The 18728-nt window shown below is 32.5% G+C and carries 16 protein-coding genes and 1 pseudogene; 15 read left to right on the plus strand and 2 right to left on the minus strand.

Annotated features, from left to right (window positions below):
- Positions 1 to 101: 101 nt before the first annotated feature.
- A pseudogene (locus IGI47_RS05440) lies at positions 102 to 1086 on the minus strand (serine hydrolase domain-containing protein).
- A 377-nt stretch (positions 1087 to 1463) separates the two neighbouring features.
- Here IGI47_RS05440 and IGI47_RS05445 point away from each other — a divergent pair.
- From IGI47_RS05445 to IGI47_RS05495, 11 genes are all read left to right on the plus strand, one after another.
- On the plus strand, positions 1464 to 2855 hold the full coding sequence (locus IGI47_RS05445; RefSeq protein WP_311931512.1) for a sugar transferase: 1392 nt from the start codon (positions 1464 to 1466) through the stop codon (positions 2853 to 2855).
- 15 nt (positions 2856 to 2870) lie between these two features.
- A complete protein-coding gene (locus tag IGI47_RS05450) occupies positions 2871 to 3911 on the plus strand; it encodes a glycosyltransferase family 2 protein (protein WP_311931513.1) in 1041 nt (346 codons plus the stop codon).
- Between the two features lie 32 nt (positions 3912 to 3943).
- Positions 3944 to 4660 (plus strand): IspD/TarI family cytidylyltransferase, encoded by a 717-nt coding sequence (locus tag IGI47_RS05455; RefSeq protein WP_123862275.1) that lies wholly within the window; start codon positions 3944 to 3946, stop codon positions 4658 to 4660.
- Between the two features lie 13 nt (positions 4661 to 4673).
- Positions 4674 to 5741, plus strand: a complete 1068-nt coding sequence (locus tag IGI47_RS05460) for an NAD-dependent epimerase/dehydratase family protein (RefSeq protein ID WP_311931514.1) — start codon at positions 4674 to 4676, stop codon at positions 5739 to 5741.
- Positions 5742 to 5831: 90 nt separating this feature from the next.
- Positions 5832 to 6881, plus strand: a complete 1050-nt coding sequence (locus IGI47_RS05465) for a glycosyltransferase family 1 protein (RefSeq protein WP_438784450.1) — start codon at positions 5832 to 5834, stop codon at positions 6879 to 6881.
- A 19-nt stretch (positions 6882 to 6900) separates the two neighbouring features.
- The gene (locus IGI47_RS05470) at positions 6901 to 7704 is read left to right on the plus strand and encodes a LicD family protein (RefSeq protein ID WP_311931515.1); all 804 of its coding nucleotides are present in this window, start codon (positions 6901 to 6903) and stop codon (positions 7702 to 7704) included.
- Positions 7705 to 7731: 27 nt separating this feature from the next.
- Complete coding sequence (locus tag IGI47_RS05475; RefSeq protein WP_311931516.1) at positions 7732 to 8712, plus strand: glycosyltransferase; 981 nt, start codon at positions 7732 to 7734, stop codon at positions 8710 to 8712.
- 16 nt (positions 8713 to 8728) lie between these two features.
- Entirely contained in the window at positions 8729 to 9679 is a 951-nt protein-coding gene (locus IGI47_RS05480; RefSeq protein ID WP_311931517.1) for a hypothetical protein, read from the plus strand.
- Between the two features lie 11 nt (positions 9680 to 9690).
- Positions 9691 to 10749 carry an EpsG family protein gene (locus tag IGI47_RS05485; protein WP_438783571.1) on the plus strand — a complete coding sequence of 353 codons (1059 nt, stop codon included), beginning with the start codon at positions 9691 to 9693 and terminating at the stop codon, positions 10747 to 10749.
- Between the two features lie 53 nt (positions 10750 to 10802).
- On the plus strand, positions 10803 to 12224 hold the full coding sequence (locus IGI47_RS05490; RefSeq protein ID WP_311931519.1) for a lipopolysaccharide biosynthesis protein: 1422 nt from the start codon (positions 10803 to 10805) through the stop codon (positions 12222 to 12224).
- A 225-nt stretch (positions 12225 to 12449) separates the two neighbouring features.
- Positions 12450 to 13397, plus strand: a complete 948-nt coding sequence (locus tag IGI47_RS05495; RefSeq protein WP_311931176.1) for an NAD-dependent epimerase/dehydratase family protein — start codon at positions 12450 to 12452, stop codon at positions 13395 to 13397.
- A 91-nt stretch (positions 13398 to 13488) separates the two neighbouring features.
- Here IGI47_RS05495 and IGI47_RS05500 read toward each other — a convergent pair whose 3' ends face one another.
- Entirely contained in the window at positions 13489 to 14658 is a 1170-nt protein-coding gene (locus IGI47_RS05500; RefSeq protein WP_311931175.1) for a serine hydrolase domain-containing protein, read from the minus strand.
- A gap of 199 nt (positions 14659 to 14857) precedes the next feature.
- On the opposite strand from IGI47_RS05500, the gene mltG reads away from it, so the two are divergent.
- From mltG to liaS, 4 genes are all read left to right on the plus strand, one after another.
- On the plus strand, positions 14858 to 16030 hold the full coding sequence (gene mltG, locus IGI47_RS05505; RefSeq protein ID WP_311931174.1) for an endolytic transglycosylase MltG: 1173 nt from the start codon (positions 14858 to 14860) through the stop codon (positions 16028 to 16030).
- Positions 16031 to 16168: 138 nt separating this feature from the next.
- A complete protein-coding gene (gene greA, locus IGI47_RS05510; RefSeq protein WP_104660344.1) occupies positions 16169 to 16648 on the plus strand; it encodes a transcription elongation factor GreA in 480 nt (159 codons plus the stop codon).
- A gap of 282 nt (positions 16649 to 16930) precedes the next feature.
- The gene (liaF, locus tag IGI47_RS05515) at positions 16931 to 17662 is read left to right on the plus strand and encodes a cell wall-active antibiotics response protein LiaF (RefSeq protein WP_311931173.1); all 732 of its coding nucleotides are present in this window, start codon (positions 16931 to 16933) and stop codon (positions 17660 to 17662) included.
- The gene (liaS, locus tag IGI47_RS05520; RefSeq protein ID WP_142955817.1) at positions 17659 to 18726 is read left to right on the plus strand and encodes a two-component system sensor histidine kinase LiaS; all 1068 of its coding nucleotides are present in this window, start codon (positions 17659 to 17661) and stop codon (positions 18724 to 18726) included. Before liaF ends, liaS begins: the two co-directional genes overlap by 4 nt.
- Positions 18727 to 18728: the final 2 nt, after the last annotated feature.

Raw genomic sequence — 18728 nt, forward strand, 5'->3', positions numbered from 1 at the left:
CACGCTCTTATTCTTGCTCAGAGCACCAATAGATACGAAATCATAGCCAAAGTTTCACGAACCCTAGCTGTCAAAGAATCGATACTTTATTTTAATATAGGCTATTTTAAAATAAATGGTTTAAGGTATTCCTCTACAAAAGCCACTCTATCAATTATCGTGGGTTTAAAATAAGAAGTGATAGAGATAACCAGATTATTTTTAGCGTCAATATAAAGTACATTTCCACTATTGCCAATTGCTGAATATATTTCGTTCTCAGAATCTAATATCCACCATAAATAGCCGTATCTCATATTTTGTAAGTCTTCTAAAGCACTGGTTCTAGGTTTGAACATCTCGTTTACCCACTTGGGTGGTACAATTTGTTTTCCTTTATACATCCCTTTATTTAGGCATAATACACCAATTTTTGCCAGATCACTTGCCGATAAACACAAACCATATCCTGCTGTCCCGATATTTAGTGGATCACAAAACCAGACATTGGTTTTAGGAGACTTATCCATTGTAAACTGCTTATGTTCTTCAGCTGTTTTAGCATAATAATTGATATGGTTTGGTATCCCTATAGGATCAAATAGATATTTATTAGCAAAATCAACAGTTGTCAGCTTACTTGTCTGATACAACAAGCCAGTTAATATGTGTAAACAGACAGTTTGATAGTTGAATTCGCGGGTTATACCTTTTCTTCCTCCCAATAAATCAAGTGATGATTTTGTCCAATCTTCACTTGAACAGACTTTTGTCCATGGATCGCCTTTACATTTGTAGGGTGCTTTCATTGTTAGTAAGTACTTGATTGTAATAGCGTAAATAGTTTTCTCCCCACGTTTTACTTTATACTCTGGAAAATAATCTAATACTTTATCATCGATACTTTTGATTAATCCTTGTTCTAAAGCAATGCCAATCACCAAAGATACAATACTTTTCGTTGCTGACATGATATGACAAGTATCGTCTTTTTTATAACCATTCCATTCATCTTTATAAACTTCTACCCCATCCTTATATGCGACAATTTGACATATATTTGGTTGTTCGAAAACCAATGAAATCATGCAACTCTTGTTTATCCATAAGATATTACCTCACTTTCTTCTATAAGCATAATATCATTAAAAATTGATTTCAATTTTTTCTATTTTCCATAAAATACAGGTATTCTTATGGGCTAGACAGTGCTTTGGGAAGGTGGAGTATCTGAAAAATATAAAGGTTCACTTTATGAGTGGATAAAAAAAGCAGCAAATACTTCGACTTCTTTAATTTACCAACATTAGTGAAAATCGATTCATCTGGAGATTTGTACTTTAGAGTCCTTATCTTGATTAGAGGTGTATAAAGCTTTTTATTAGACATTTTTAAATTCCATTACAATTTGCTTATAAACTAGGTTTTTAAAGGTGGCTATGGTAAGATAATAGAGGTATTATTTTGTGATTAGGAGTGTATATATGAATAAAAATGGAGAATGGAGTGCTGCACGACGGATATTCATTATATTAATGGATGTTATTGTATACAATGTAGCAATATATAGTAGTTTCTTACTGAAATTTCGTGGAGAGGTGCCATTACGAAATTTCGAAACTTTCCAACACTCAGCATTTATTATTTCAGTGATTTTTATTGCGTTGAACATTTTGTTGGGTGCATATGTTTTTTATAATCGAATGGTCAGTGACATCGTGTTTGTCACAGTCATCGGTCAGGTATTGATGACACTAGGAATCATGGTAGTGACTTTTGCGGGCCGTTGGTTTGCTTTTCCACGTATTGTTATCTTACTCTCGTTTATCCTCGGTACGATTTTCTTAAGTATCTACCGTATTCTTGTCTATAAACTTTATTTACGAGTAAGTCGAGATAAAAAGGTCGTCATCATTGGGCTAGAAAAAGATGTCGCACCAGCAATCCAAAATTTTGGTTCAAAGAAAAACAATAAACATAAAGTCGAAGCAGTCATTCTTGATAACTATTACGAAAACATCAAAAATATGATTGAAGACGTCGACATTGTCTATCTTGCTTCTCATATCAAAGAAGCCGAAAAAATCAAAATCTATCAATTAGTTACTAAAAATGAAAAAAAATTATTTTTGAATACAACATTTGAAAACTTGACGATGATCAATCCAAATATTATGAATTTTGAAGATGAAAGTATTATTGAAGCATCTGGATTTAGAATCCAACCTGAATATGAACTATTCAAACGTTTGTTTGATATCATCGTTTCACTTGTTTTACTAGTTATTGCTTCACCCTTTATGTTATTCACAGCAATTTTAGTCAAAGTGACCTCACCGGGACCAATCATCTATAAACAAGTGCGGATCACAAAAAATCAAAAGGAATTTTCAATCTATAAATTCCGCTCGATGACCGCCACAGCCGAAGCAAAGTCTGGGCCAGTTTTAGCTAAGAGCAATGATGCACGAGTAACACCTGTAGGCAAATTTATTCGAGCTGTCCGTTTTGATGAATTGCCACAAATCTTCAATGTGCTGAAAGGCGATATGTCGATTGTAGGACCACGTCCTGAACGTCCTTTCTTCGTCGATCAGTTCAATGCAGAAAACCCTTATTACTACTTACGGCATAATGTTCGTGCCGGTATCACTGGGTATGCACAAGTCTATGGAAAATATGTCTCTGATTACAACAGTAAATTACGTTTTGATTTACTTTATATCAAAAAATATTCATTGATGCTTGATTTAAAGATCTTGCTGCAAACCATCAAGATCCTATTTGATAAAATGTCCTCTCAAGGACTTGAAGAAGACGAAAATGTGATCTCATTGGCAGAAATTGCTTTTCCAAATGAAAAAATCTTTCGCTAGTTGGGGGGCGTAAAAATGAACAATCCGAAATTCAGCATAATCGTACCAGTATATAATGCAGAAGCAACTATTGGTCGAACGATTGATATTCTAAAAGAATTGGATTATGAAGAGTACGAAGTCGTTTTAGTAAATGATGGATCAACGGATCAAACACAGGAAATCATTCAAGAACTGATTGAAAATGATGAACGTTTTGAATTGATTACTACGACCAATCAAGGGCCCGGATTAGCAAGAAACGAAGGAATAAGACAGTCAAAAGGAGAATATCTCTTATTCTTCGATGCTGATGACACGCCAGTAAAAACGATCTTGTCAGATTATGATCATTTGCTAGAAAAGAGTCCAAAAGCGGATCTTGTTGTTAGTTCGTTTGTTTTTCGTACAATGGACGAGGGAAAAATCGTTTCCGAAAAAGAAAATTTAGTTACAGAATATCACTATCTAACTCACGAAGAGTTCATAAAAGACATGTATCAATTAATGAATGAACAGTTGATGTATGTTGTATGGAATAAATGCTATCGCAGCGATATTCTGAAAAATAACCAAATTCTATTTAAAACTTATAATAGTTGTGAGGATCGAATATTTAACTTACATTATTATGAATATTGTCATCAAGTAATCATGAACCCAAAAGTAGAATATATTTATGAATTTGAAGGTGGGAAGGGGATCACTAATCAATACCGACCTAACAAGTTCGAAACATTTAAAGAATTCTATTCATTATCAAATACTGTAACAGACGATATTAATAAAGACGGTATGGCGGCACTCTTTTTAAAAGGGGTGATGTCAGTAATCCTTTCGATATTAGAAACAGAAACAAGAACTACTTCCCAAAAAAAAAGTGAAATAGAACATATTTTATCTGATGCTTCAGTTATTGAAGCAACGAAAATTGCCAATACAGATACAATTATAAGAAAATTGACGAAAAAATTTTTTCAATTACCCAAAGGATTGTCCTATTTTTCAATCAAGACAATCGCAAGTTTGCAGAAAACTAATCCACGTTTAATTGCTTTATTGAAAAGAAAATATTAAAAGAATTGAAAAAATAAAGGAGATTATTGTCTATGAATATTGCATTATTAACAGCTTCTGGAACTGGAACTCGAACGGGACAAGATATCCCAAAACAATTTCTTCACGTTAACAATATTCCTATCCTCGTTTATACATTAAGAGCATTTCAAGAGCACCCAGAAATTGATGAAATCTGTGTAGTTATTTTAAAAGGCTGGGAAGAAATGCTAACGGCATATGCCAAACAATTTAATATTACAAAACTCAAATATATTGTTCCAGGGGGAGACTCTGGTCAAGAATCAATTTATAATGGTCTAAAAGAAATTTATAATACTCGTTCGCGTGAAGATGTTGTGCTAATTCATGATGGAAATCGACCAATGGTAAGTAAAAAAATTATCAGCGAAAGTATCGAAGTGTTTAAAAAAAATGGAAATGCTGTAACTGTTATTCCATGCACAGAAGTAGTGTTTACTTTAACTGAAAAAGAAGAAAAAAGTTCATTGGAATCATTGAATAGAGACCTATTAGTACGCACTCAAACACCACACACGTATCAATTAGGTGAAATCATGGACACATATAAATTAGCAGAAGAAAAAGGGATTACTAATATGGCGGCATCTTGTCAATTGATGCAAGTATTAGGTAAAAGATCTTATTTTTCAAAAGGTTCTGAAAAAAATTTGAAGATTACTACTTTAGACGATTTAGAAATCTTTAAAGCGTTGTTAAACTCTAGTAATGACGAATGGATAAAATAAGGGCAGGTATACTATGAATCTTCTAAAAAATGAAATCTATCTATCGAACATTGAAAAAGGAATAGATGAGATCGATGAAATCATGCAGTTATTCAAAGAAAAGTCCATTTTGATCACTGGAGCTACTGGTCTTATCGGTTCTACAGTAATTGATCTTTTGGTGGTTGCAAATCAAAAATATCATTTAAATGTAACTGTTTATGCGTTAGGTAGGAGCTTAAAAAAAATAAATGAACGTTTTTCAACAGAGCAGGCGAAGCAGTGCATAGTGCCTGTGTTATATGAGGCTACAGAACCATTTGTCTTTCACCATCAGGTAGATTATATTATTCATGCTGCTAGTAACGCTAGTCCTGATTTATATACCAAAGAGCCAGTTGAAACGATGCAAGGGAATATTTTTGGAATCAGCTCCCTATTGGAATTTGCTAAAAATGAAAATGTAGAGAGAATTTTATATGTGTCTTCAAGTGAAGTATATGGAGAATATAGGACTGAGAAACCCTTAATGGAAAATGATTACGGTTATGTCGATATTTTAAACTCTCGTTCTTCTTACCCTATGGGAAAAAGAGCTGCTGAAACATTGTGTATCAGCTATTTAAACGAGTATCAAGTACAAAGTATTATCGTTCGTCCAGGACATATATATGGTCCTTCTGCTAAGCATGGAGATACAAGAGTATCATCTGCATTTGTCTATCAAGCATTAAATGGAGAAAGTATTGTAATGAAAAGCAAAGGGAGTCAAATTCGCTCTTATACGTATAGCATAGACTGTGCTACTGCGCTATTATTTTCTCTAATGAAAGGAAAACCTGGAGAAGCTTATAATATATCAAATCCCAATTCCATCATTAGTATTGCTGAAATGGCCAGAATTATTTCATCAATCGGTCAAGTACCACTAGAATTTGATTTGCCTACAGGTGCAGAAAGTAAAAAATTCAACCCAATGGATAACTCTAGCTTAGATAGTGAAAAGCTGTATAACTTAGGCTGGAAAGCAAATTTTGATGCTTACGAAGGGTTTCAATATACGATGTCCATTTTAGCGAATGATAATCAAAAGCTTGTTTAAAATAACTTTGTCTTAAAAACTATAACTATAATGATAAAAATAGGTGATTGGGTGAGTAAAGTAAAAAGAGTTTTACATTTCCAAGGTCGGATGGGAAAAGGTGGAGCGGAATCCTTTATGATGAATTTATATCGTAAGATTGATCGTTCTAAGCTACAATTCGATTTTTTGATTTATGATGATTATGCAGACGTCACAGATTATCATGATGAAATCAAAAGAATGGGGGGAAGAATATTTATAGTTACGAACCCTAAGAAAAACATTATCAAATATTGGTTTGATGTAAAACATTTGTTAAGAGAAGAACATTTTGATATTGCACATAACGAGGTCTATTTTGGCGGTGGAATCAATTTATTACTTGCACGGAAACAAGGAATAAAAAAAAGAATTGCACATAGCCATGCAACGAGTGATGGAAAATCAAGTAATTTTGTAATGAATATTTTAAGACGCTATTTGCATTATTTATTAATGAAGGAAGCAACTGATTTTTTAGCTGTTAGTAAAGAAGCTGGAGATAGTCTATTTCAAGGGCATTCTTACACTATTATTCATAATGGAATCGATATGTCGCTATATGATCCAAATGAGCAAGTTAGACAAGAGAAAAGAAAAGAATTGGGTTTGTTACAAGATGACTTTGTGATTGGCAATATCGGACGACTTGAGAAACAAAAAAATCAAGTATATTTAATTGATGTATTTAATGAACTTGTTAAAATAAATAATCAAGCAAAACTAATTATAGTTGGAGCGGGTTCTTTAAGAGAGATACTTGAAAAAAAGATATCTGACTACAATCTTTCGGATAGAGTTTTATTACTAGGTGAAAGAGAAGATATACCAGGAATTTTACAGGCGATGGATGTTTTTTGCATGACTTCTCTATATGAAGGCTTACCTATGGTAGGCCTGGAAGCGCAAGCCAGTCGGAAAAAATTAGTACTTTCCGAAACAATCTCGAAAGACACAAAAGTGACACCGAATGTGGTGTTTATAGGATTAGATGAGCCAAAAGAAAAATGGATAAGTACAATTTTAGAAAAACCATTCAGTAATGAGATGACCGATGAACTAATGGAATATGATGTTAGTCATACACTGGCACAGATGTCTAAAATCTATGATATTTAATTTAAAAGGAGAAACAATCATGTCAGATTATTTAAGTACAGAGGAAATCCATGAAGGGTTACTGGATTTATTAAAATTTTTTGACCAATTTTGTCAAAATCATGGATTAACTTATTTCTTAGCTGGTGGAACGTTATTAGGAGCAATCAGGCATGAAGGCTTTATCCCGTGGGATGATGATGCAGATATTATCATGCCTAGAAAGGATTATCAAAAACTCCTTAAACTAGGTAATGAACTACCAGCACATTTTGAATTAAAATCATTGGAAAACGATCCTAACTGGGAATATGCTTTTGCCAAAGTTAATGATACTAGAACCTATATTGATGATGATTATCGAATTGCTCAACATGGATTGTTCTTGGATATTTTTCCAATTGACTATATTCCTGATGCACAGATGAAGCAAAAAATATTAGTGACTAAAATGAAAGCACTAGATGTTTTAAGAGGCGCAGAAAGCAAAAAAAAATTCAAACCTAATGAAAAATACATTTTTGCAAAAAAATTGATTTCAAGTTTTGCAAAAAAGAAAGGTGCAAATTATTTTGCAAAAAAAATGCATCAACTAGCTAATGATACTAATATTAAAAATAGAAATTCTAAGACCAACGGTGTATGTGTTGCAACGATTTATGGAGTGAGAGAATTTTTGCCATTAGCTGTTTTTGAAGAAAGTATTTATGTGAGGTTTGAGGACACCCATCTATCAGTACCAAAAGAATATCAGACTTATTTAGAAAGTTTATATGGAGATTATATGGTATTACCTCCAGTAGAGAAGCAAAAAGGAGATCATTATAAAATCAAGCGTTATTAATTAACAAAAAATTAGGAAGTGTACACAATGACGAAAAAATTCACTGTATCAGTGATAATGCCAACTTATAATGGTGAAGAAAATATTATTGATCAATTGGAATCAATAAAAAATCAAGAACGTCAACCAGATGAAGTCTTATTATGTGATGACGGATCAACGGATAATACAATAAAAATTGTTGAAGAATTTATTCAGTCTAATCAGTTAGATAATTGGAAATTATTGATTAATGAAAAAAATATTGGATGGAGGGAAAATTTCATTCAATTAATGCATAAAGCCACGGGTGATATCATTTTTTTTAGCGACCAAGATGATATATGGTATCCTCATAAAATAAAAAATATGTCAGAAAAAATTATGTCAGATCCAGAAAATATCAAGGTTTTAGTATCCAATTATGATGAGTTGATTGAAGAAAATGGGGTTTCTTATCCATGTGAAAAGAGAAAAATTCCAACAAAGGCGCCAAATGATTTCATATTTTTCTCGAAAAAAAATGTTTTTCTAAACCGCCCTGGCTGGGTTTATGCATTTCAAAAGGATTTTATTCCGACTTTTGATCAATATCTAAAAACCACGCTTTACCCAGTACACGATATGGCTATGTGGTCAAGTGGTGTATTAACAGATAAACTATATTTATTGAATGAAAAAACTGGGTTGTGGCGTAAACATGGAAGTAGTGCAATGCAAATTGAAAACGAAGAAACTGAAAAAGAAGCTGAGACGAAAAAAAATATTCGTATTGGTAAACTAGAATTATTAAAGATACTAACAATTTCAAATTTAAATTTCGTTCAACAGAATAATGTTCCTAATAAGAAGGAAAAAGAAGAAGTCTTAAAAAAATTACTTAAAGAATTAGATACAAGATTAAAAATTGTCGAGAACGATCAGTTTATGTCGGTTTTTAAAGAATGGCGTTCTTATACTGTAGCTCATTCATTCTTTGCAGATATATTATATTTTACTAAAAGTAAATTTAGTAAGAAATATCGTTAGCGCTAGGAGGAAAACAATGAATAATAATGGTTTATCAATAAAAGATATTTGCTCTTTTTTTAAAAGTCATTTAAAAATATACTTGGCAACCTTTTTATTAAGTATTATATTAGTTGGAGGTCTCTTTTTCTACTCTAGCATGTCACAAAATAAAATTGAACAGACAGAAGAAATCAATGTACCATTGTTTTCATTTATTCTTGAAAATGAACAGGGAAATATTATGAATACATCAGGAGCAGTCAAGGAAGTTTTTTTGACTAGTCTAGAAGACAGCAATCAGTTTAAACAAGAAGTAGTAGAGAAGTTGACTGTATCATACGATGATATCTCAAATACGATTAATGTACGATTTGTAGATACTGTTTCAAAGAGTGATGAAGATCAAGTAAAACAATTTTTGAGACAGGAACTAGATGAAAAAAAGCTTTCTTTTTTTAAAAATAAAACTTTTTATTATGTTAATAATGATATAAATCAAGCAAATCAAAATAAATTGCCAATTACTGAAACTGTAGGTAAGAAAAAAATCATTCTTTTAGTTTTGGTGATTTTTATATTGACTGCAATCATTAGTACAGTGTTAATTAGTTGGTTGGAGCACAAAAATAAAAAAGTATCACAAAAATTCTTTCTTGGAGATGATGTTCAAACTATTGATATCAACTCTTTAGATTTATCTTCTAAAGCTGATCAAAAAAGAATTATTTATTCAATATTGAATGGTACAAATACAAATAAATTGGTGGTATCAGAAGATAAACAATTTATTAATCAATTGACTACAGATAATTTAGACCGTGTTTCAGGCTATTATCAATTGCAAGATATCGAAAATCCTGTTGGTGAAAAGACAGAGGAATTAATCATCATTTGTGTGAAACAAAAGACAACAAAAAAATGGTATAAGGAACAACTTGAAATTGGTAAAGCATTGACGAACAACATCAAGACAATATATATATAAGGAGAATAATATTGTATATTTATGTAGGAACTTTCATTCTATTAGCTATTTTAGCTATAATAGAGTATGTTACCAGAAAAAAAATATTTTTCTATGTAGGGATAATTTTTTTAATTGGACTAGCAGGATTCAGATTTTCTACGGGATATGATTATTCTTCTTATAATAATTTCTTTAACCAACTAGTGGGCTGGAATAAAATTTTTGACGGAAGCATAGATGCTGAACCAGGCTATCTTTTTTTAAACTATTTAGTAAAAGAAATAGGAATGAATTTTGCTAGTTTTGTATTATTATTCACTACAATAAGTTTATTGCTACTTGCCTATGCATTAAAAAAATTTTTCCCAGTACCATCGATTGTTTTATTGTATTACTATTCAAGATTCTTCTTAGTTCGAGATATGGGACAGATTAGATCGTCAATTGTAGCAATAATATTTTTACTGGCTTTGCCAGGGGTTAAAGAAAGAAATTTCAAGAAAGTTCTTTTATTTTCCATAGTTGGAAGTTTGTTTCATTTGGTAGCCTTGTTCATCATACCAGCGTATTTTTTTGTTGGATTTGTCAAAAATATAAATGTGAAAAAAGAAATTTTTTTACTAGTTACTAGCTCATTGGTAGGCATCATCTTTTTCTTTCCTGACTTGTTTAAGTTTATGATTCCAGACAGATATTATGGTTATCTATCCGGTTATTATGCTCAAGGAAATTGGATTTTTAACCCAGTGTTTATCATGCAATGTGGTATTTTGATTGGGGCGACATTATTTGTAAAAAGTAAAAGTAGTAATTTTGGAAATAATTTCAATCTTTTATTATCAATTTATTGCTTGTCAACTATCTTGTTAGTATGTTTTGGTCCTTTAGCCACGATTGGTGGAAGAATAAGCACGATCTTTTCAACGGTTGAAATCTTCATCGTTCCAATTATTTTTGAAAATGTTATAAAAAATAAGTATCTTTTTTTGATTACATTTATTACGTTTAGTTTCTTGATATTTATTCTTATATTTATCATTTCTGGAGCATATCATTCATATATTCCGTATAATAATTTAATCTTTTAAATGTATTATATCTTTATCTAGATATTAATTTAAGTAAAAAAGTAGGTATTTCAATGAATGACAAAGCAAAGTCTGTAATGAAAAATTTGTACTATACAGTTGCGGCTAATTTCGCTACGCTCGGAATCTCCGTTTTATTAAATCTATTCGTCCCTAAAATTTTGGGGATTAGAGAATACAGTTATTGGCAATTGTATGTTTTTTACTCGTCCTATGTGGGTTTTTTACACTTAGGATGGCTTGATGGAATTTATTTAAAAATTGGCGGGGAAGAATACGAGCAGCTAAATAAAAGAGAACTTGGATCTCAGTTTTGGTACTTGATGATTTTTGAGTTTCTTCTTTCTTTCCTTGTAGCAATAGGAACCTATTTGTTCTTTCCAGCATCAGAACAGACAATTATATTGATTTTAACGGCAATCGTCTCAATAGTCACTATTGTTAAGACTTTTATACTATATATTTTTCAATCAACGAATCGAATAAAAGAATATGCACAACTTTCTCGTAACGATAGATATTTGTATGTATTTTTTATGGGTGTTTACTTTGTACTAGGTGGTAGAAATTTTATTTGGTTGATTACATTAGATATTTTGTCTAAAGCAGTTGTGACGATTTGGGCTATGTCAAAAATTAAAGATATGCTCAATGTTAAAATAATTAAACTAAAAAGTATCTTTCCTGAGATAATAGATAACATTAACATTGGAAGTAAATTAATGATCAGCAATATTGCTAGTATGTTGATTATTGGGACTGTACGATTTTTTGTTCAACAAAAATGGACAATCGAAACATTTGGTAAATTATCATTTACATTGAGCATTTCCAATATGTTTTTGACATTTATCAATGCAGTTGGGATTGTAATGTTTCCTTTATTGAGAAGAACAAATCCTCAACGATTACCTAATTTATTTCGGATATTACGAGAGTTATTTGTGCCAATTACGTATGGTCTTTTGATTTTTTATATCCCTGCAAAAATTATTTTAAGTATCTGGCTTCCAGAATACGCTGAAAGTTTAAATTTTATGGGGATTTTATTTCCCATAGTTATTTACGAAGGTCGGATGTCTTTATTGATCAACACTTATTTAAAAACGTTAAGAAAAGAAAAAACAATTTTACTTGTAAATATCATTACATTAATTGTTACGTTGATTGTTTCTCTATTCGTTATTTTTATAATAGGTAATTTAGATTTAACAGTAGGTTTGATTCTCTTGAGTTTAGCATTGCGGTGTAATTTAGCAGAATTTTTCCTTTGTAAAGATATAAATTTAAGTATTGGAATGAAGCAAATAGGCGAAACTATTTTAACAATCATCTTTATTTTAAGTAATCTTCTATTTGACGGAAGTTTTATTAGCATGTTTGTTTATATGTTTGTTTATATTATCTATTTAATTGTGATTCATAAAAACTTTTTATTAAGTTTAAAAGAGTTTAAATTGCTAATGAAAAATTAGTAAAATAATAGTAAGACGTTGGTAGGAATAATGTATCTATTCTACCAACTTTTTTTATTTGATGTTATAAATATTAATTACTTGGTAGGATGATTTATTAACAAATTATAAATGAATTCTCTATCGCTATAGAATGTATTTTGGCATATTCAATAAGATAGTTTTATTATGATAGTCATGTTACACTATTATTAAAAATGTTATTAATTTATTGGAGTGAATTTCATGAAGAAAATATTGATCACAGGTGGAGCTGGCTTCATTGGTTCTACCTTAGCTAATCATTTAGGAGAAGAACATGTGGTAATCGTCATCGATGACTTATCAATGGGAAAAGTAGAAAATCTTGATATGACGAAAAATATCACTTTTATTGAGGGGGATGTTGCAGAGAAATCCTTGATGGAAGAGATTATGAAAGCTAATGAATTTGATTATATCTTTCATTTAGCAGCAGTTGCTAGTGTGGCAGATTCAGTTGCTAGACCGGTGGAAACACATCGTGTGAATTTTGAAAGTGTATTAATGATTTTAGAATTGATCCGTAAGTATCAGCATGATTTAAAACGGATCGTATTTAGTTCTTCAGCGGCTGTTTATGGTGACGAACCGACTTTGCCAAAAAAAGAAGAGTCCGTGATTCGCCCATTGACACCTTATGCGGTTGATAAATTTGCTGCAGAACAATATGTGCTAGATTATTGTCATTTATATGATGTACCTGGTAGCGCAGTTCGTTTTTTCAATGTCTATGGCCCAAATCAAAATCCAAATTCTCCATACAGTGGTGTGATTTCTATTCTCGTAGATCGCTACAAGAAACAAATCGTAGGAGAAGCAACTTCATTTACGTTATTTGGTGATGGAAGCCAGTCTAGAGATTTTGTTTATATAGATGATGTGATTCAAGCGTTACTTTTAGTTGCAAATGAGGAAGCCGCACTGGGAAAACAATTCAATGTTGGAACGGGTAAAGCAACCACACTTTTGGAATTGATCCATGCAATTGATAAAATTCTTGACGTAGAATTGACACTTGAATATAAAGAAGAGCGTTCGGGTGATATCCATGATTCTCTAGCAGACATCACTAAGATTCAGTCAATTGGTTACCAACCGAAATATGATATTTTAAGTGGAATGACTAATTATTTAAAAACTGAAATCAACTAAAAAAGGGGGATGACAAGATTTTTTGTCATTCCCTTTTTTGAGCAAATACTATGTAAAAGAGCAGTATTTGCAAAATCTTCTTTCTGTTATATCAACCATTCGCTAACTGATTCGTTCCTTCCATCAGATCATAGATTTGATTTCTTATATCAGGCGCAGGAAGTTTGATATTTTTGTCTGCTTGGATATTACTTTCTAGGACGATAGCATCTTGTAAATCTCTTCTAAAAACAGCAACTGAATGGAAACGATTAATATTTCCTTGCGTTAGAATATAATTATTTCCACAATATACCCCACCACTGTAGGGATGTCCATTCGCATTTTCGCGCCATAGTGAGAAGAGTATGTCTTTGGAAACTATTTTTCCAGATAAAGCTTGTGTAAAAAGCGTATCTAAATCATAGACGGACATACTGATATTACCAGTTCCTAATTCGTTATGGATCTCTGTTTCAGATTCTGTCAGTGGTTTAAAGTAATCATCCTCTTTAGACATTTGATAGGATAGTGCATGATTGGATGAATTTTTGACTTGGTCATAAAATTTTGTATGCTGTAATCCTAAAGGTTGAATGATATCGTCGGTCAACAATTTTTCATAGGGTTGATTCGTTAATTTGATCAAAATTCCGGTCAATATGGTAAAGTTTAATGGTTCGTAATGATAGGTCTGATAATCTGTAAATTTTAAGTGCTGAATCGCAAATTGAACGACTTCTTCATCAGTCATCGGTATGGTTGGAGAAGCAGTTCGATGCAAGCCTGAGCGCATATAGAGCAAGTCACGGATAGTAATTTGCTGGCTGCCAGCAATTTGTGGATAGAATTGAGCCAGCTTAGTATCTAAAGAAAGGTGCCCACGCTCGACTTGTTTTAAAATCAAAAGAGCAGTCAATGCTTTTTGAATCGAACCAATCTGATAATAAAGTGAAGGATCATTTGGTTGCTGCGTGATTTTATTCGCATAGCCATAGCCTTTTTCCATGATGACGCGATTATTTTTCTTTACGTAAATCGAACCAATATAATCATTTTTTTTTAATAGTTGATCGATTTTTTCAACGAGCTGCTGTTCATTGGTAGTCAGTATCAACTTTTTTTTAGCTGATTGAGCATGGGCAACTATCTGTGAGTGTTCATTATTGTAGAATTGCCATCCAAGAATAGTTCCTGTAGAGAATGCGCCAAGGCTAAACAAAATGACAACGATCAGTAAAAACGAATGTTTTCTTTTTTTAGCATGTTTTCCTTTTTTCATAATAGTTTAGTCTCCTTTCTTTTTTACAGAAAGAATAAAGCTAAAATAGCTTGTATCTTGATAATATTTATTTTAATCTTATAGTAATGGATTTACTACTTACATTTTTGATAGAATATTTAAATAAAATCATTCACGCCAATTCAAATATCATGTATAATGAATAAAGTTACGAACTTGATAGTAAGGAGGAGTTGTTTTGTCAGAAAACAAACAACGTCCAGTGGAGAAAAAAAAGAATCTTTCTTCTGATACTACTGAAGTGATCACTCAGAGAAAGAATTTACGTAAAAAAGAGGATAAGATCGTAAGTAAGATCATTATGGTGATTGTGCTTACATTATTGATCGTTGGGGGCGTACTTGGCTTTACAGTGTACCGTTATGTCGACAGCGGGTTAAAGCCGCTGGATGCATCAGATGACCAATTGGTGCAAGTAGAGATCCCAAGTGGCTCTTCAAATAAGCAAATCGGTGAAATCTTAGAGAAGGATAATATCATTAAGAGCGGTATCGTATTTAACTATTATACGAAATTCAAAAATATGACTGGGTTCCAAGCTGGATATTACCAAATGGCACCTAATATGACTTTAGATGAAATCGGTAAGGAATTACAAGAAGGTGGTACTTCTGAACCGACAGAAGTAGCGGATGGGAAGGTAGTTGTTCCAGAAGGGTATGATATCAATCAAATTGCTTCTCGAGTGGCTAAAGTGACTGGGAAAAAAGAACAAGAATTTTTAGATTTGATGAAAGATGATACGTTCTTCAAAGAGTTACAGCAAAAGTTCCCTGATTTATTGACAAGCGCTAGTACGGCTGAACATGTCAAATATCGTTTAGAAGGCTATTTGTTCCCAGCTACCTATGACTATTACAAAAAGATGTCACTTAAAGACTTAGTGATCCAAATGGTCAATAAAACAAATACAGTGTTACAACCTTATTTTTCAACAATCAAACAACAAAATCATACGGTGCAAGAAGTATTGACTTTGGCATCATTGGTTGAAAAAGAAGGGGTCAAAGAAAGCGATCGTAAAAATATTGCTCAAGTATTTTATAATCGGATTGCAGCAAATATGCCTTTACAGTCTGATATTTCTGTGCTGTATGCATTAGGGGAACACAAAGAATTGGTAACATATGAGGATACTGCGGTGGATTCCCCTTATAATCTATATACCAATACAGGATATGGACCTGGGCCTTTCGACAACCCTAGTGAAGCTTCGATTAAAGCTGTTTTGGAACCGACAAAAAATGATTACTATTATTTTGTAGCGGATATCAAAACTGGGGATGTCTACTTTGCAAAAACTTATGAAGAACATTTAGAATTAGTTGATAAATATGTCAATAATTCGTAAAATAGGAGATATCATTAGGGATTCATTTTAATAAAAAAACATTTACATTTTAGGAAAAGCGTGGTAATCTTTTTTGGATTATATCCTCAAAAGATTACCTTTTGCGGTATTCCAAAAGATAAGAAGGAGACGTTATACATGGTTGAGAAGGTTTACCCTATGACTCTAGAAGGCAAAGCCAAACTAGAAGAAGAATTAGAAGAATTAAAAACAGTTAAACGCGGTGAGATCATTGAGCGTATCAAGATCGCCCGCAGCTTTGGTGATCTATCTGAAAACTCAGAATACGAATCTGCGAAAGATGAACAAGCATTTGTCGAAGGACGAATCACAACAATCGAAACAATGATTCGTTTTGCACAAATCATTGATAATGACGGTGTAGATGCGGACGAAGTATCGATTGGTAAAACAGTTACTTTTATTGAATTGCCTGATGGTGAGGAAGAAGAGTATACGATTGTAGGAAGTGCAGAAGCAGATCCATTTTCTGGAAAGATTTCTAATGATTCTCCAATTGCTCAAGCATTGATCGGTAAGTTAGTTAATGACGAAGTGACCATCGCAACTCCTGGTGGCGATATGTTGGTTAAAATCACTAAAGTAGAACAAGCATAAATCAACTGGTTGTTTGAGTAAAAAAAGAGGCAGAAAAAGTGCCTCAAGAAATAAGAGGAAATCCACAAAAACAATTTTTGTGATTTTTGAGAATTTCGTTTTATTTTTCGAAGCGGTTGCTTTCGTTTCCGCTGTGTATTCGAATTGCTAGGGTGGGATAAAAGTGATTTACTTTTGTCTTACCCTTTTTTTGCAGCAATGATTTACATCTTAAGCCCTATGGTACCTTTGACAAAAACTAGGTATGATGGAATGAGAATGACTATGAAAGGAGAAAAAAAGATGAATAGTTCTTGGCGTTTTTTTATCATTGTCGAAACGCTGCTATTGCTTTTTGCTATTTGGCAAATTGTCAATAATGTCGCCTTACTTCTTTTGGTACTTTTTGGTATCTTAAATATATATTTAGCATTAAAAAAGCATCCACGATCAGGATTTCAAAATTTTCAATTAGTTATGGGAGGATTGATCATCTTCTTTAGCTTAGTGAATAGTCCTGCGTTATGGATGATGGCTGTGTTTGCTGTTTTGTTCATTGGTCTAAAAGGTGTAGAGATATCAGGTATCGACTTTACTAAAAATGCATTCTGGCGTAAAAAACAAATGGTCATGGTCCAAACAGATCAGTTAAAATCTCATAACAATGAGCGAAAGAAGCAGCAATTATTTGGTAATCAAAGAATTGGAAATGATGTGTATGAGTGGGATGACATCAATATTACACTGATATCTGGAGATACGATCATTGATTTGGGAAATACTTTATTACCCAAGGATGACAATATTGTGATCGTCCGAAAGGGTATCGGTAGAACACGTATCTTAGTTCCTGTAGGTATCGCAGTGAGTTTAGAACATGCTACTTTAGCTGGAAATGTTTTATTTGAAGAAGAACAATTTTCATTGAAAAATGAATCCATCAAAATCTATAGTAACGATTATGATGAAAATCCGCGACGTTTAAAGATCATCACGAATTCACTTTTGGGAGATGTTGAGGTGATACGAGTATGATCAGCAAATTGTCGAAACCAATGTTTGCTGTTTATTCAGCAATAGTTTCTTTCTTGATCATCTTATTCTCTTTATTTACTTATTTTTATGCGAGTAACCAAACAGATTGGTGGCGAGAGTTATTAAGTGCTAGACTCTTGTATATTCCTTTGATCTTTCACTTATTTGCCATTGCTTTAGGTGTAGGACTTCTCGTTTTTTTGATTGTATCGGTTATTCAAAAAGTGAGATATGGAAAAATCGAGGAAAAATTACGGACTCTATCGGCTGGTAATTATGAATCGCCTATTTTGAATCAACCAATACCAAGACCAGTCGATGATATCTATTTACATGATATTGATCAGGAGATCACCAAAATTAAAGAGAAAATGATCGAAGTGTCAAGTGAACTCCAAATTATGACAAGCAGACCACAATATGTGGATGGACAAACGAGAGAAGAAATCTTAGAATTAGAGAGACATCGATTAGCACGAGAATTGCATGATTCGGTTTCTCAACAACTTTTTGCGGCAATGATGATGATGTCTGCACTAACTGAACAAGCAGAAAAAACAGACACATCTGAAAAATTTCGTAAACAACTGCAAATGGTAGCGGATATCATCAATGCCTCACAATCAGAAATGCGTGCATTGTTGCTCCATCTTCGTCCAGTGAACCTTGAAGAAAAGAGTTTGAAACAAGGAATCGAACAACTGTTGAAAGAATTGCAAAATAAAATCCAGATTTCCTTGAAATGGGACATTGAAGACGTAAAATTGACAAGTTCAATCGAGGATCATTTGTTCCGTATCGTACAAGAGTTGTTGTCTAACACGCTACGACATGCGAAGGCGAACGAATTAGAAGTTTATTTGCATAAGATTAATAACAATCTATTATTGCGGGTGATCGATGATGGAGCAGGATTCAATATGAATGAATCTAAAACTGGCAGTTATGGATTAAATAATATCAGAGAACGGGTTGCAGGTATCGGTGGAACAGTGAAGATCATTAGTTTCAAAGGTCAAGGTACTAGCATTGAAATCAAAGTTCCTTTAATGAAGGAGGGGTAAGA

Origin of the sequence: Enterococcus sp. AZ191 (assembly GCF_051713845.1) — a bacterium.
GTDB lineage: Bacteria > Bacillota > Bacilli > Lactobacillales > Enterococcaceae > Enterococcus_B > Enterococcus_B durans.

Bases quoted from the DNA above. Each gene is read 5' to 3' on its own strand.
- IGI47_RS05445 (WP_311931512.1), top strand. From the start codon at position 1,464: ATGAATAAAAATGGAGAATGGAGTGCTGCACGACGGATATTCATTATA.
- IGI47_RS05450 (WP_311931513.1), top strand. From the start codon at position 2,871: ATGAACAATCCGAAATTCAGCATAATCGTACCAGTATATAATGCAGAA.
- IGI47_RS05455 (WP_123862275.1), top strand. From the start codon at position 3,944: ATGAATATTGCATTATTAACAGCTTCTGGAACTGGAACTCGAACGGGA.
- IGI47_RS05460 (WP_311931514.1), top strand. From the start codon at position 4,674: ATGAATCTTCTAAAAAATGAAATCTATCTATCGAACATTGAAAAAGGA.
- IGI47_RS05465 (WP_438784450.1), top strand. From the start codon at position 5,832: ATGGGAAAAGGTGGAGCGGAATCCTTTATGATGAATTTATATCGTAAG.
- IGI47_RS05470 (WP_311931515.1), top strand. From the start codon at position 6,901: ATGTCAGATTATTTAAGTACAGAGGAAATCCATGAAGGGTTACTGGAT.
- IGI47_RS05475 (WP_311931516.1), top strand. From the start codon at position 7,732: ATGACGAAAAAATTCACTGTATCAGTGATAATGCCAACTTATAATGGT.
- IGI47_RS05480 (WP_311931517.1), top strand. From the start codon at position 8,729: ATGAATAATAATGGTTTATCAATAAAAGATATTTGCTCTTTTTTTAAA.
- IGI47_RS05490 (WP_311931519.1), top strand. From the start codon at position 10,803: ATGAATGACAAAGCAAAGTCTGTAATGAAAAATTTGTACTATACAGTT.
- IGI47_RS05495 (WP_311931176.1), top strand. From the start codon at position 12,450: ATGAAGAAAATATTGATCACAGGTGGAGCTGGCTTCATTGGTTCTACC.
- IGI47_RS05500 (WP_311931175.1), bottom strand. From the start codon at position 14,658: ATGAAAAAAGGAAAACATGCTAAAAAAAGAAAACATTCGTTTTTACTG.
- greA (WP_104660344.1), top strand. From the start codon at position 16,169: ATGGTTGAGAAGGTTTACCCTATGACTCTAGAAGGCAAAGCCAAACTA.
- liaF (WP_311931173.1), top strand. From the start codon at position 16,931: ATGAATAGTTCTTGGCGTTTTTTTATCATTGTCGAAACGCTGCTATTG.
- liaS (WP_142955817.1), top strand. From the start codon at position 17,659: ATGATCAGCAAATTGTCGAAACCAATGTTTGCTGTTTATTCAGCAATA.